This is a genomic window from Paenibacillus brasilensis (assembly GCF_009363115.1).
Lineage (GTDB): Bacteria > Bacillota > Bacilli > Paenibacillales > Paenibacillaceae > Paenibacillus > Paenibacillus brasilensis.
In genome coordinates this window covers 2575403-2590676 of sequence record NZ_CP045298.1, presented here as the reverse complement: position 1 = coordinate 2590676, position 15274 = coordinate 2575403, and the positions used below count along the sequence as shown (strand labels likewise).

Annotated in this window: 11 protein-coding genes and 1 pseudogene; 4 read left to right on the top strand and 8 right to left on the bottom strand. The window is 43.7% G+C overall.

Annotation, left to right across the window (positions count from 1 at the left end):
- Positions 1-35: 35 nt before the first annotated feature.
- The 4 genes from GCU48_RS12110 to GCU48_RS12095 all read right to left on the bottom strand — a co-directional run bounded on the left by GCU48_RS12110 (position 36) and on the right by GCU48_RS12095 (position 5234).
- Positions 36-1334 (bottom strand): ABC transporter substrate-binding protein, encoded by a 1299-nt coding sequence (locus tag GCU48_RS12110; RefSeq protein ID WP_152380157.1) that lies wholly within the window; start codon positions 1332-1334, stop codon positions 36-38.
- Between the two features lie 210 nt (positions 1335-1544).
- Complete coding sequence (locus GCU48_RS12105) at positions 1545-2429, bottom strand: PD40 domain-containing protein (RefSeq protein WP_152380156.1); 885 nt, start codon at positions 2427-2429, stop codon at positions 1545-1547.
- 579 nt (positions 2430-3008) lie between these two features.
- Complete coding sequence (locus GCU48_RS12100; RefSeq protein WP_152380155.1) at positions 3009-3890, bottom strand: copper amine oxidase N-terminal domain-containing protein; 882 nt, start codon at positions 3888-3890, stop codon at positions 3009-3011.
- A gap of 429 nt (positions 3891-4319) precedes the next feature.
- Entirely contained in the window at positions 4320-5234 is a 915-nt protein-coding gene (locus GCU48_RS12095; RefSeq protein WP_152380154.1) for a copper amine oxidase N-terminal domain-containing protein, read from the bottom strand.
- Positions 5235-5686: 452 nt separating this feature from the next.
- Between GCU48_RS12095 and GCU48_RS12090 the strand changes: the two genes are divergently transcribed.
- Entirely contained in the window at positions 5687-6301 is a 615-nt protein-coding gene (locus tag GCU48_RS12090) for a hypothetical protein (RefSeq protein WP_152380153.1), read from the top strand.
- 275 nt (positions 6302-6576) lie between these two features.
- Here GCU48_RS12090 and ppdK read toward each other — a convergent pair whose 3' ends face one another.
- Complete coding sequence (gene ppdK / locus GCU48_RS12085) at positions 6577-9249, bottom strand: pyruvate, phosphate dikinase (protein ID WP_152380152.1); 2673 nt, start codon at positions 9247-9249, stop codon at positions 6577-6579.
- A 321-nt stretch (positions 9250-9570) separates the two neighbouring features.
- On the bottom strand, positions 9571-10128 hold the full coding sequence (locus GCU48_RS12080; protein WP_152380151.1) for a GNAT family N-acetyltransferase: 558 nt from the start codon (positions 10126-10128) through the stop codon (positions 9571-9573).
- A 265-nt stretch (positions 10129-10393) separates the two neighbouring features.
- Between GCU48_RS12080 and GCU48_RS27880 the strand changes: the two are divergent.
- The 3 genes and pseudogenes from GCU48_RS27880 (at position 10394) to GCU48_RS12065 (ending at position 11955) form a co-directional block, all read left to right on the top strand.
- Positions 10394-10730 (top strand): annotated as a pseudogene (locus GCU48_RS27880) (hypothetical protein).
- Between the two features lie 25 nt (positions 10731-10755).
- Entirely contained in the window at positions 10756-11532 is a 777-nt protein-coding gene (locus tag GCU48_RS12070) for an AraC family transcriptional regulator (protein WP_152380150.1), read from the top strand.
- 15 nt (positions 11533-11547) lie between these two features.
- On the top strand, positions 11548-11955 hold the full coding sequence (locus GCU48_RS12065; protein ID WP_025719670.1) for a DUF2000 domain-containing protein: 408 nt from the start codon (positions 11548-11550) through the stop codon (positions 11953-11955).
- Positions 11956-12041: 86 nt separating this feature from the next.
- Here GCU48_RS12065 and GCU48_RS12060 read toward each other — a convergent pair whose 3' ends face one another.
- Together GCU48_RS12060 and GCU48_RS12055 are read right to left on the bottom strand one after the other, a co-directional pair.
- A complete protein-coding gene (locus tag GCU48_RS12060; protein WP_152380149.1) occupies positions 12042-13553 on the bottom strand; it encodes a methyl-accepting chemotaxis protein in 1512 nt (503 codons plus the stop codon).
- A gap of 252 nt (positions 13554-13805) precedes the next feature.
- Positions 13806-15068: a cation:dicarboxylate symporter family transporter gene (locus GCU48_RS12055; protein WP_152380148.1), complete on the bottom strand. Its 1263-nt coding sequence runs from the start codon at positions 15066-15068 to the stop codon at positions 13806-13808.
- Positions 15069-15274 lie beyond the last annotated feature (206 nt).

Genomic DNA, 15274 nt, shown 5'->3' with positions numbered 1-15274 from the left:
TCACCTTCCTCCCCGGTCACGGCTGTATCCCGTGCTTACTTGACCGCCTTGGATATGATCTGATTCAGCTTCTCAATCGTGGCGTCAGCATCTTGCTTCCCGAGGAGCATCAGATCCATCGCTTCTGTGATATCCGAGTTTAATCCCGGTACCTGGGCATCATAGGCCAGAGCAGAGCCATGCGCATGCCCTTTGTTGCGTCCTTCGGTCAAATAGTTGGAATGCTCAATCGTCGCCTTTTTCATAATGCTCTCATCTGCGGCGGCAAGCGTCCCCATGGCATTCCCGCCTTCAACGAGTCGAGCCTCCTGTCCCTTCACAGAGACGTAGAATGCTGCCAGCTTCATGGCCTCTTGCACATTCGGGCTATTTTTGTTTACAGCTACATAGGCAACCGGAATGGCGACAGGCTCATTTTTGCCTGTGTTGGAAGGCCAGTAAATATAATCGAAGTCGAGGCTTTTATTTTGACTGAACAAGGGCTCCAGCCATCTTCCCGCCGCCAGCATACCGACCTGATTGGACATGAACATCGCATCTGCCCCTTGCCCCTTGGGAAGCGAACCGAGGTATACCGCATTTCCCTTGTGAACCATATCGTACATGAAGCGGAAGGCTTCCTGGCCCTTTTCATTGTGATCCAGTACGTACTTGCCTTGTTCATCAAAAATCCGGCCGCCATTCGACCACACCCATGAATACCAGTGAGCCCACCAGTTTTCAGCAATATAGCCTTGCTTTCCGGCAGCCTTCAGCTTTGATGTGACTTCCTCAAACGCATCCCAGTTCCACTTGCCTTCGTCATAATATTCCTGCGGTGTTTTCACACCTGCTTCTTTAAAGACTTTTTTGTTGTAATACATCACCATCGGATTCGAGTCAGGAGTGACCCCGTAGATTTCCCCATCACGCTTGGCCGGGCCCCATAATCCTTCCGGAAAATCCTCGGCTTTTACATCACTGGCATCACTTTTTAAAAATCCACCCAAAGGCTGTACCTGCTTCGCCCCAGTCAAACGTGCAATCGTTGGTTCATACGAATAAAACACATCCGGTCCGCGACTTCCTTGAAGCTGTGTCAGCAGCTTTTGCTCATATTGGTCTCCCGGTACAGGTACCAGCTTCACCTCAATATTCGGATTCTCCTTTTCAAATGCGTCCAGTGCCCGCTGGTACACCTTCACCTCCGCCGGATTCCCCCAGACCTGCATGGTCAGCCGCACTTTTTTACCTTCCGTGTTCTCCAGCTTGGGAGAGCTACTGCATGCTGCTGCAAGTAAAAACAGAACGCTGAGAAAAAAACCAATTTTTATCCAGCTCATGTAATTGTCCATCTCTATCGCCTCCTGTAGCCTCACATAGTTATATGTCACCCTGAATTGAAACGCTTACAAATTGTTCCCTATCATCATATGTAGAAAGCAGAGACGCGATATCCCCAATATCATTTATAGATAAAATTTTTTCTCCTTGACAGGATATGTGTCTAAAATATAATGCAAAACGAAGAGGGAAGCCTGGGAGGCCCTCCCTTGTATGCCCAATCAAAATTTCGGTGTTAATTGAGATAGCTTCTGTTCATCATTCTTAGATAAAGAACCCTTCCTTAAAATAGATTTTTTTATTTCTGAGTAAGTATAGAGTACTGCTTGTGGAGAATCGTCACCTTTACTCACAAAGTCAAAGCTTTTCCCATCTTTATGCCAAACTATAGAGGAGATCAGTGTAAAATCCTTATCGGACACATGCGTATAGCTCTTATGCTCAACATCGTATACTCCGATATAACTTGAACCTAGATCACCGATTCCAAACGCAATCTTTTTCCCATCTGGTGACCAGTTATATGCATCAATCTTTTCACTCCCCGCTCCGTCACTATTCATCTCAAACATATTTACAATAGTTTGAGTCCCATCGGATAAATTAATTAGAACAAGTCTACTCCCCTCATGATCGCTCACATCAAGAGCTACCTGGTTGCTTTTGGATAAAGAAAGTGAGTTAACTCTCAAAGGTCGTGGGTTGAGCTTAACGAGTTGCTCTCCGCGCTTACTTTTTATTTTCATGGAATCCACAACTTCATTGGCTTCGGCGGTTTCTTTCCCCTTAGCCTTGGTTAATTTTGCGGTAAAAGTAACGTCTTTATTTTTCCATACAATCTGTTTTCCCAAAACTACAACCTTAGATTTGTCTTGGTTATTATAATACTGTGAATAATCTACGGAATTCACCTTTTTGTCAGTTGCTTTAGATGTTTCTATAGTTGCTTTTCCGTCTACTTTTTTTACACCTTCCTTTGTGTTGTTTACCCCAATATTATTCACTTCGTTCTGAGGCAGTTGTTGATTTGAACTTGCCTTACCACTACACCCTGAAATCGCCAACGCTACTATCGCACCTACAGTCATAATCTTCACGAATTTCATAATTTCCTCCTTAATATACAGCGTGCCGTTATCCCTACGTTCCCCTGGATACGTAATCTAATAAAGGTGAAGCACTAATCATCGAACACATAATCAAGTAATCTACTTTAAAATCAGTCACCTCTTTCCTTTCTGTCTAAAATAGAATTGTATTGGACCCATTTATATATTTTACCATATAAAATCCTTTTTATGTAATTTTAATACATAATCTAGCATATGCGGAAGCAGCGAAAAACAGCCCTCGTGCCGTTTTTTTGCCCTCCCTGATCTCAAAGTCCTTCGCTCCGTGGGCTGCGTGAAAGGAACGACAGGAACGTAGAGCGCCTTGGCCGGGCGCTTTCTCCCGGCGTAGGCGCTCTAGTTATCGGCGTGAGTAGCGGCCCAGCGGTGCGTACTGGCTCTTAGGTGGCCGCTCTTGCCGCCTTAGAGCCAGTAGCATGAGCCTGTTTCCCCGCTCTTGTCCTGTTTGTTCTTCAGCCTTTCGACTCCTGAAGCTTACGGATCAGAAAACTTAATAGGAAAACATAAATAAAGGACGTCCCTATTGCTCAGGACGTCCAAATTGAAGTGAATAATCTATTTCATTTGATCTTTCCTTACTTCACCGGAGATAGGTACAATAATAGCTGATAATCCCGTACTATTTTTAGGTAAAGCTTGCGTTACTGGCTTCCCGCCCCCAACCTTACCATATGTGACGCTATGATCCACACGTTCTTGTAAAAAATAATATTGTGTTTTGTCTTCCGGTGGACGCTTTCCTTTTTCTTTCATTTTCTTCCTCGAATCTTCTTCTACACCTTCCCAAACTAGATGTTTAACATCATCCTTAATTTCATAGTAAGTATATAAATTCCCAACAACATAATAATATCTCAATGCTTCTCCTTCAGGAAAGATATACTGATAATAAACACCCTCCTCGGTATTATTAAGCGTATTTTCATCATTCGAAGGAAGGTCTACAGCGATTTTACGTGCCGCCACCAAATCCGTACCTTGATACAGCTTCTTATATGTTTCTACTTGATCAGCACTCCGGATAATGACAGTATTTTTGTCCGCTTTCCACTCCACCTCTGCTTTAAAGGCTTCGCTGATAAAGCGCAAAGGCACAACAACGCGATTCTTGTTCAATTGAGCAGGCACATCCAAAGTAAGCGTTTTTTCTCCATAAGAAGCTTCTTTTTGACCGATCGTAAGTACAAGCTTTTCTTTCACCCCAGGAGCATTGACAGTCACCGTCTTCTGGCCAGCATTCCAGACTAAATTAAGCTTAAGCGGCTTCAAAGAAGCTAAAGAAACCATAGTTCTCCCTGCGACAGAAACGGGTGGAGCATCTGAATGTACCACCTCGCTATTGATAACTAATTGAATCGACGGTGCAGCAGAAAGCGGAATAGCAAATGTTAAGAGCATACCTAAAGTAAGCATAGATGAAAGAAAGATTTTTTTCATACCTAACTAACCTCCAACTAATTCGTAATTCACTAATTAAAAGCCGTTGCTTATGGTTTTGAATCCACATGCAAAATAAAGGGACGTCCCGCAATAGGGCTATTCACAGTATTTTTCTTTGCCAAGCCGAACGGCCAATTACAGGGTTAATACCAGTAAGCTTCATACCTTATCCGTCCCCATGTACCCACTCTCCAAACTACTGGAAGGCGGCGACATGAAATTTTGGGAGACAGTAAGAAAAGGATGCGAACGAACCAACTAATCCTCTTGGTCAAGCCGCACTACGACCCATCAGAAGAAACCCCTCTTACGTGGCTGAAGTTAGGTTGAGGCTAAGAGAAACCCACATCTCGAAGAAAGTGGGTTTCTCGGCAATCTGAGAACTCATTGAAAACTCATATTGTGAGTTTTTCTGACATTTCTCTTTTATAGTTGTTCTTCTTCTGGAATAGAGAAAAACATTTCCTTAGCTTGATCTTCAGTCGCTTCACCCAGACGAGTTTTTTTACCGGCTTTATCAATAGTCCCGTACGTGGTGCCGCCCGGAACGCTATAGTTATAATAAACAACGCCTTTTGGGATCGTTGGCATTTTGCCGTTTTGTTCAATAATTTTGTTGGTGATGAACGGCAGACTTGCATTTTTAGCTTCCTGTTGCAGATTCATTCTTGCAGACCAGAGCAGTTCTACATGTGTATCAATGATACGATAGTAATTCACAATGTCCATATGTTGTTCGAAAAATTCGCTGGATTGTTTTTTTGGGAAGTAGCGAATGTAATCCATACTATCCCCTTCTTCACCTTGCAGTACAACAACTTTCGCAATACGTGGAAGATCATATGCACCATGACGAGCTACAGAAATATCGCTGGATTGGATTTCTTTCAGCATATTTTCTGTCGGTTTAGCTACATAAACCGTACGATCTGGAGCATTCCAGTACACTTCAGATCCAGATGCATCTGCAATGAAACGCAACGGTACCATAACACGACCATTTTTCATTACAGAAGAGGTAGACAGCGTTACTTTTTTACCACTTACCATCGCCTCCTTTTTACCAGCTGCCAGTGTTGATTTTATTCCGTTATTATCTACAGTTACTGTTTTAGAAGTGTTGTTCCAGTTGATCGTTACACTAGGGAGCGATCTTAACATATTCAATGCCACCAATGTGGAACCATTTTCAATATATGGCTCTACATCCCCTGACACAGGCTTGTTATTCACTTGCACAATAATTGACTTGGAAGCTGCCGCAGAAACCCCAGAAACACCGCTGGCAAGCATGCTAAAAGATATTGCAGATGCTAGAGCCGCTTTGGTAAATGTATTCATAATTTTAGTCTCCTTAATAGTATTGTGTATATTCAGACGTATATTATACCAAAAAGTTACACGTATTAGGAAATTTAATAAATTTGAGATAGTTATTTCCAATCTATCTTCATAATCATATTTCATATATGGGGCACTGCATAATTGGATGATGTTTTGTAAGTATAAATAGACAAAGGCAACTGCCTTTTGCTTGTAGAGAATCGTTTTGCTCTTGAAGTTCACATGTGAATAGTTAAAACAACAATTTAAATCTGTAACACTCTTAAACTGACTATGGTGTCTAAATCTCTAGAAAACTTTTATTTGGGAAGTCAACCACTTATCTCGAGTTAGAGTCAACAAAGTTTAGAAGTGCAGTTGTAAAACATATTAAAAAAACTCCTATATATATGAGAAGAGAAAACAGTAAAAAAACTTCTCAAAAAACAATATAAAGAGTAGATATTAATATGAACAGACACGCAGGAATCGTTGCAGAGACTACCTCAGCCAATTACACAGGATTGACAGCAAAGCTTACTATCCCTTCCAGTATTCATGTTAACGATGGATATGTTGACTGGTACATGGGAATTGGTAAATCCGCAATTGAAGCTGGTATTTCCTACAAAGCTGGTGTAGGCTTCAAAGTATTCATCAACGGTGTCGTTGACGCCGATAAAGAAGGCGTACGTTCCAAACCTGTATCTTTTCTGAGTCCAGGACAAACAGTTGATATGAAACTCGTTTACAACCACGGCACCAAAAAAGCAACATTGTATATTAATAGCAAGCCTATCGACTGGGCTACCGAAGTTACCGCAACGGCTGACGCATTGAAGCGATTGAGCACTTACAATACAGTAAAGCTGGTACATGGTGTGGAAGACAGTGGCTTTAACACATTCAGTCAAGCCACTTACTCTTCTCCGCAGCTTCGCATGGACACTGCGGGTACACAGTACAAAGCTTGGACTTCAAGTTTGTCTACAACTGTTCCGCGCGTTTTGGGTGACGCAGGTAGTGCAGACCGTTTATATATTTTACAAAAATTCCCTATGGAGACTCGTTTGGATCAAGCATAAGATTTACAATTAAAAAGTAAAATAATGAAGCTAACTAACCAGAGTATGTCCCTCGTGGGCCGGTGCATTGATAACGGCCCATGGAATCCTTTTGGGGAACTTTGCAATGCAAGAAGTCTATTTGGGTTCCTACGTAACGTTGAGTAACTTCAAGCAGACATTCAGGGCTACATCGGCTTTTACAAAAACGAGAAGCTATAGGAAAAATTAAACGGCCTCAGTCCAATTAAATTCAGGACCAAGGCCGCTTTCAATATACTATTAAAATGCATCAACTACAATGCGGACAACGCTCCCACAGGCTGCTCCGCTCTGACAAGCAAGGTTGCTTGGGCAGCAGCAATGCGAGCGAATGGCACCCGGTATGGTGAGCAACTGACATAGTCCAATCCGCTGCGGTGACAAAAGAGAATAGACTCACGATCCCCGCCATGCTCACCACAGATACCTGTCTCCAGAAAAGGTTTCTTGGCTCTGCCTTTGGCAACAGCCCATTCGATCAGCTTGCCTACGCCATCCTGATCCAACACCTGAAAAGGGTTCGCTTCCAAAATATTTTTTTCCATATAGGAGCCGAGGAATTTGCCTTCGGCATCATCGCGACTGTAACCAAAGGTCATTTGTGTCAGATCGTTGGTTCCAAAGGAGAAAAAGTCAGCGTATTGAGCCACGCTATCTGCCAGGAGGGCGGCTCTTGGCACCTCAATCATGGTGCCCACCCGATACCTGAACCCTTTAAATTCCTCGCTAAGCACCTGAACGGCTACCTTATCCACCAGCTCTCTCATTTGCTTGAGTTCATTGGAGTGGCCAACCAGCGGAATCATAATCCCCGGTCTTACATCCACACCCTTGCGCAATGCTGCTTCCGCAGCCTTAAAGATTGCTTCAATCTGCATGTCGTATATCTCTGGAAATAGAATGCCCAGCCGAACACCGCGTAGACCGAGCATAGGGTTGATTTCTCGCAGTTCGTGTACCTTGGAGATGGTGTTTTTAAGACGTTTGAGCTCCTCGGTATGGTCGCCGGAAAGCTCAAGCTCCCGCTGTCGCTCTTGAAGCTGTTCTAGATTCGGCAGGAACTCATGTAACGGCGGGTCCAACAGGCGAATCGTCATCGGTAAACCATCCATCGCACTAAACATAGCCTCAAAGTCAAATTGTTGCATTTTGAGCAGACGATTCAAATGAAGCATCCGCTCCTCCTGATCATCGGCCAAAATCATCGCCTGAACGATAGGCAGACGATTGCCCGAGAAAAACATATGCTCCGTCCGACAAAGCCCGATGCCTTCGGCTCCAAACTCTCGGGCTTTGACTGCATCGAGTGGCGTATCCGCGTTGGTGTAGACCTTCAATGTCCGAATTCCATCCGCAATCTCCAGCAGCTTCAGCAGCTCCGGTGTGATGGCCGGCTCGCTCAGCGACAGACTGCCTTGGTACACCTGCCCGGAGGTCGAATCAATCGAGATATTATCCCCTTCCTGAAAGGTCAGGTTACCGATGCTAACGCTCCGACGGTCCAGATCAATGCTCAGCGCTTCACAGCCGCAAATGCAGGGTTTCCCCATTCCTCTTGCAACCACAGCAGCGTGACTGGTCATCCCTCCACGACTTGTTAGCACTCCTTCGGCGGCAATGATTCCATGAACATCGTCGGGTGAGGTTTCCACACTGACCAGGATGACCTTCTGCCCATCCTTCGTCCAGTTCTCTGCCGTATCTGCGTCAAATACAATCCGCCCACTTGCTGCGCCGGGCGAGGCAGGCAGACCTTGGGCAATCGCAACCAGCGGTGTGGAAGTATCAATGGAGCGATGCAGCAGTTGATCCATGTGGGACGGCTCGATCCGTTGGATCGCCTCCTCTTGGCTGATAATCCCTTCCTCCACCAAATCTACTGCTATTTTTACAGCCGCTTGCGCTGTTCTTTTGCCGCTGCGTGTCTGTAGCAGATACAAATTACCTTTTTCAATCGTGAATTCGATATCCTGCATATCCCGGTAATGACGCTCCAGCAAGGAAGCCAGCTCCTCCAGACGATCATAAACTAGCGGCTGCTCCTCCTGGAGCTGTGCAATAGGGTTCGGGGTGCGTACTCCGGCTACGACATCCTCCCCCTGAGCATTCACCATATACTCGCCATACAATTCGTTTGCGCCTGTGGAAGGATTGCGGGTGAACAGCACCCCGGTTCCACTGTCATTGCCAAGATTGCCAAACACCATCGCCTGAATGTTCACTGCTGTTCCTTGTTCATCCGGAATGCCGTAAGCCTTGCGGTACACCTTGGCACGCATATTGTTCCAACTGCGGAATACAGCCTCTACCGCCAGGTGCAATTGCTGATACACATCCTGTGGAAACGGCTGGCCGCTTCGCTCTGCGACAAGATTTTTATAATTTGTGATCAATTCCTTCCATTCTCCTGCGCTAACCTCCTGGTCACTGGTACGCCCGTTGGCTTGCATGCTCTGCTCCTGAAGCTGATCAAAATGGATGGAGTCTATACCTAGCACGACCTCGCCAAACATTTGAATAAATCTGCGATAACAATCATAGGCGAAGGTTTCATTCTCCGTCTGTTTTGCTAATCCACGCACGGTTTCATCATTCAGACCCAGATTCAGAATCGTATCCATCATACCGGGCATCGAGGTTACCGAGCCTGAACGGACAGATACCAGCAAAGGCCGCTCCGTATCCCCGAATATAGCCGACTGGGCTTCCTCAACGTCGTGCAGAGCAATTACGATTTCCCCCAATAAGCCCTCCGGGAGCTTGCCGCCGGAAGTAAAGTAGGCTCGACACGCCTCGGTAGTCACCGTAAAGCCGGGAGGGATCGGAAGACCCAGTGTCGTCATTTCCGCGAGATTGGCGCCTTTTCCTCCTAGTAGCGCTTTCATCCCCAACTTACCTTCGTTAAATGAGTACACTCTTTTTAGCATTGAATTCATTCCCTCCACTTATCGAGATACATGCCTGAATTAATAAATATATCTATCTAAAGTTGTAACACATATCAGGAGGTTATTTCAACATATATGACGTAATATATGCTAATAACATTCATTAATGATGTTTTAATCAATGCATGGACTTATTTATAAGATATTTTAATTCGTCAATAAACGAATATTGGTTTTAAAAATGATTCTATGCCGTGAAGCCATAACTAACCTAAGAGACTAAAGCAAAAGAGGCCGCCCCACCGTCATCTTGGATGACCTCTGGGACAGCCCCTTGACTCAGTTCAGGCTTTATTTTTCCTATACCTCTGTTAGCATCTTTTCAAAAATATTATAGCCGTCTGTTTCACCCTTATACGTATATCCGCATTGTTGGTAAAACTGACTTAGCTTGTCATTCCCTGCAATACAATCTAATCGAATTCGATCCTTGCCTGTGAAACGGATGCCTTGTTCAATCCATTGCATTAGCTCACGGCCCAATCCCTTTCCGGCTCTATCCCGATCTACAACCAGGCGATGCAAATATACTGAGGTTCCTTCCACGGTATCATCATCGTCTAACCCCCACAACCTACAGTCCCAGGCACTGGGCCGCTGTTGCAGGATCACTGCACCCGCCAATGCATGATCCTCTGATGTGCGGAAAATAATCACTTCTCCCCGCGCAATAGCGCCGCCCAGGTTGTGATCATCTTTCCCTTTGAGCAGGTTGCCCCATTGCTTGGAGCCTTTGCTGTGCAGCCATCTGGCCGTCTTTAAAATCAACTCCTGAACCTCTTCCTGATCTTTAGCGATTGCCTGAAAAGCTACTAATCCTGGTTTGACGGATGATTGGACAATAGTCAATGATGTCATGCTGCACCTCAACTCTCTCATTATGTATAAGAACTATATCATAAAAAAAGAGAACCCGTGAGCTCCAGCCCTTGGTGGAGGTACACCAGCAAACATTTTGTAACCGTCAAGGATCATGGGTTGTCAGCATCCTTATTGAACTGGAATACGTCTTCTTTCTTTTGGCTGCCTTGCGTAAGAAGTGGAATAATCCTGCAATAATATACTATATGCCTTTAATATCAAGATGTATATTTTATGAGAATACTTTAACAGGAGTGTGCGCATAAATATTACATCTTTTTTGATATACTGCCTTATCGTTACATTTACACCTGAACCTACTAATCTCATCATATTAACCACAGTGCATACTTTTGGGACAAAAAAGGCAATGAAATATATATGGAGCAACTGTTGCTTTTGGTTTATTACTTGTTTTTTCTGCTATGTTGAATACTGTGCTTATAACGGTAATACCAAGAATTCTAATTGTTATGCAAATAATGGGAAGGCTTCTTTTCGGTACATTGTTCAAGGAGTTTTTACAGAAGCATAAAAAGACTGTTCATGCAATTATGGCATTATTTTCAGTTTATACTGCAATAGTGGTATGGATGTAGGTGAACCAATCAAGAGGTGAACTATATGGATAAATTTATATATAAAAAATCGGCAGGTATTATCGCGTTGTCAGCCAGTTTTACTGATTTTACGTATAAAAGGCACGCTCACAGGGAATATGCAATCGGTGTAACATTACGTGGTATTCAACAGTATAACTTGGATGGCAGTTTGCAATCATCCTATCAAAATGGTGTTATGCTTTTCAATCCGGAACAGGCACATGACGGAATGGCTTATGATAAGACAGGTATTGATTATGTTATGTTATATATTGAGCCACCATTGTTTTTAGAGATTCTTGAGAAAAAAGATATAGTACGTTTTTCTACACCTATTGTGTATAATCATAGACTTGAACAAAGAATATTAAATCTTTCTAATGCAATATTAAGCGGAAAAGATGAGGCTTTGTGTAATGAATTACTTTTATCCCTCACAGATAGCCTTTTCCAAACGAATCTTTGTATAAACGATAAGAAAGATAACGATTTAATTAAAAAAGCGAAGGATATAATTCAATTCAAATTAGAAAGTGTCCTAAAACTTGACGACATCTGCAAAGAACTTGAGATGTCAAAATTTAAGTTTATCAGATTATTCAAGGCTAATACTGGGATTTCACCATACCAATACTTTCTTAACTGCAAGATAGAACGTGCAAAGCAGTTAATAGAAAAAAACAAAGATATCTATTCGGCAGTAGCTGAATGTGGTTTTGTTGATTTAGCACATTTAAATAAGCACTTTAAAAGCATATATGGAACAACTGCATTTGAATTTATGTCACATTTAAATTGAGGAGGAGTTTTTACAATGGAATTGGATACCAAAATTGTAGTTATACTTAGAGATGACCTCTTAACATGGCAAAAACTCAATGTTACAGCATTTTTAATGACTGGAATTGGCGGTACTCAAAATATGATTGGTGAATCTTATATTGATGGTGATGGAGTAGCTTATTTGCCAATGTCACAGCAACCGATTATGATTTATTCTGCAAGTGGCCAAGAGTTAAAAGATATCCTAAGAAAGGCCCTTACTAAAGACGTTAATATGACGATCTATACCGAAGAGCTCTTTAAGACTTATAATGATGAAGACAATCGTGCGAAGGTTGCAGAGTATAGAACGGATGACTTAAACCTTGTAGGTATGGGTATGATAGGCAAGAAAAATCATATTAATAGGTTAACAAAAGGACTTAGTCTACATGATTAGATGAGCAGCTCAGGAGAATTTTATGGATCTTCCAGAAACAGTAAAGAGACCGAGCCTAAAGCCCGGTCTTATTCCTGCACACACCCTTACATCGTTCTTGCAAAATCAAGCAATGCTTTGGACATGCTGTTAATCTCGTCCGTAGCTGCATTCACCTGCTGCGTTAGCGCGGCCTGTGTCTGCGTCAACGTAGACATGTTGCCGATGTTATGCAGAATCCGCTCGATGAGCAGCTTCATTTCGTCCAGGCTGGTCTCGATATTTCCGGTCGCATCAGCACTGTGAATGGCAAGCTTTCTCACTTCATCTGCAACCACGGCAAAGCCGCGCCCCTGATCACCCGCACGCGAGGCCTCAATGGCAGCGTTCAGACCGAGCAAATTCGTTTGATTGGCAATCTCTTTAATGAAGTTGGAGATGTTCTGCGTCTCTTCTGCACTGACTTTGGCTTGATTCGCTGCCTCCGTCGATTGCTCTTGAGCCGTAGCCAGCTCCTGAGCCTGGTTACTAACCGAGTTCACGCCGTTCACCATTTCCGCAATGGAATCGGAGAGATGCTGTATTTTGAGTGTGAGCTCGTCCGCAACGGCCCGCTTTTGTTTCTCCAACGTTACATCACGGATGGTACCTGCCATGCGAATTGGCACTCCCTTACTGTCACGTATGCTTCCCCCACTATTATAATACCAGCGATATTCTCCATTTTTATTCTGCAAGCGGCAAGTTACTTCATAGGGAGTACGATCAGTAAAATCGTTCAAATGGTCGGTCAAAGCTTTAAACGCTATTTCAACGTCATCTGGATGCAAGCGTGAACTCCAGCTACTAAGCACACTCGGGAAATCCTGCTCATCTGTAAAGCCCAATGTGCGACGGAATTGCGGGGACCACCAAAACTTATTATCCGGGTTCTCTATATCGCTATCAGCCAAAATGATATCATACGGAGCCTCAACCAATACACGATTGATGAGATCATATCTCGTAACCATGGCCTCCAATTCTTCGGACTTAAGCTTTTGGTCGTGCACGTCCAATAAAGCCCCGGCAATACGAAGCGGTACTCCCTGCTGATCGCGAATCGTCGTTCCGGTGGCCCGGAACCAGCGGTATTCCCCATGCTTCAGCTTCAAGCGATACTGCACGTCATAAGGAGTCGTTCCCGTATAGTCCAGTAAATGATTGGACAAAGCTGCCAATGCCGAGTCATGATCTTCGGGGTGCAGACGGGATGCCCAGCTGTCCAATACATCCGGGAAGTCCTTTTCGCTCTGATATCCCAGCATTGCACGGAATTCTTCTGACCATGTGAATGTATTACTTGGATTGACGGGATCACCTGCAATCACCTCCATGTCCCACAAACCAATTTCGATGGCCTTGGTAACAAGCTTCAAACGGATGTCAACATGCCTGGCATCATTTTTCATGGACTCCAGCGCTTGGTTTACATTGCTTGCGATCTCTTGAAGCTCGGAGGATGCAGAGGATAGTTGTATTGCGGCAGAGTAATCTTTCTGCTGTATTCTTTGCGATAATTTGCGACTTTCTTCTACTAAAGGGGCCAGTGAGTGGGTCTCATTTCTTTTGAAAATCATCTATGAATCTTCCCTTCTAAGCCAGTATAAAAAGCTATAATTTAAATATCGGAATTTTATTAGGAATCATTATAAATAAAACCAAAATAAATTAGGTATTAAGGACTATTTCCCGAGTCTATATGCCTATATTTTCATAAAAATAAAATCGAAATATGTCGAAAAATAGAGCTGGTTAGCAAGCACATGCAACAAAAAAAGAACACCCCTGCATGTCTTTCGCAAGAGTGTTCTGTAAGTCAACCATTCAACTTATTGACTGTTATTTAAGGAAGCAGCGTACTCCTCGCCTTTTTCCTTATCATATTCGCCTTCCCATTTGGACATGACCACGGCGGCAAGCGAGTTGCCTAATACATTGACTACTGTACGCGCCATATCGAGAATACGATCAATACCAGCGATAAAGGCCAAGCCTTCCAGCGGAATGTGCACTGATCCCAGCGTAGCGAGCAAAACGACAAAGGAAGCGCCCGGTACGCCTGCCATACCTTTGGAAGAAATAATCAGCACCAACATCAGCGTGATCTGTGTAGTGATCGGCAGGTTAATACCATACATCTGGGCGATGAAGATCGCAGCCAGCGCCTGATACAAGGTGGAACCGTCCTGATTAAAGGAATATCCTATCGGAATGACAAAGGAAGTAATTCCTTTCGGGCATCCGAACTTCTCCATTTTCTCCATGATCTTGGGCAGGACACTTTCCGAGCTGGCCGTTGAGTAGGCAAGCAGCAGCTCGCTTTTCAAAATTTTGACCATAGTCCAAAGACGAGTACCGCAAAGCTTGGCGATAATTCCAAAAACAATCACAATGAATAGCAGCATGGCGCCGTACACCGACAAAACAAGCTTCAATAACGGCCACAATGAGGCCAGCCCAAACTTGGCTACTGTCGTTCCAATCAGTGCAAATACACCGAACGGAGCCAAGCGCATAACCTGATTGGTTACCCAGAACATAGCGTCGGCTACGCCTTCGAAGAAATTCAGCACAGGCTTGCCCTTGTTGCCAATCGCCGCTACCCCTAGTCCGAACAAGACGGAAAAAAAGATAATAGCCAGCATATCCCCTTCGCCCAGCGCTTGGAAAATATTAGTAGGAACAATATGGACAATCGTATCCATAAAGTTGTGGCCTGTACTTTCCGCCGTCTCCACATATTTATGGATATCACTCTTAGCCAGGTGGGACATATCCACGCCTTCCCCGGGACGAGCCAGATTCGCAACGAGCAATCCGAAAAGGATGGCAATGGTCGTCACAATTTCAAAGTACACAATAGACTTTCCGCCGAGCTTGCCCAGCTTTTTAATATCTCCGACGCCGGCTACGCCAATAACGAGCGTTGAAATTACAATCGGCACGACAATCATTTTGATCAGACGGATGAAAATATCACCGATCGGCTTTAAGTAGACTTCCACCCCTGAATTGCCGTAAAATAAGGCGCCAATAATAATACCTAAAGCCAGTCCGATAAAAATTTGCATTGTCAAATTTATCTTTTTCACTTTGTGCCCCCCTGACTGAGTTGTATATTTTTGCAGTATGCTGTTCTTAATATTCAAATGATGTTATTTATACTACAATCTGAACTATGAAAACCGACAGTTTTCTACACATGTATTTGTTTTTTTCTATAAATTCACAAACTTTAATGATGAGCCTGTGAATTTATCTTACATTGCCTTTCTGAAACAAATACCCGGAGGTGAAT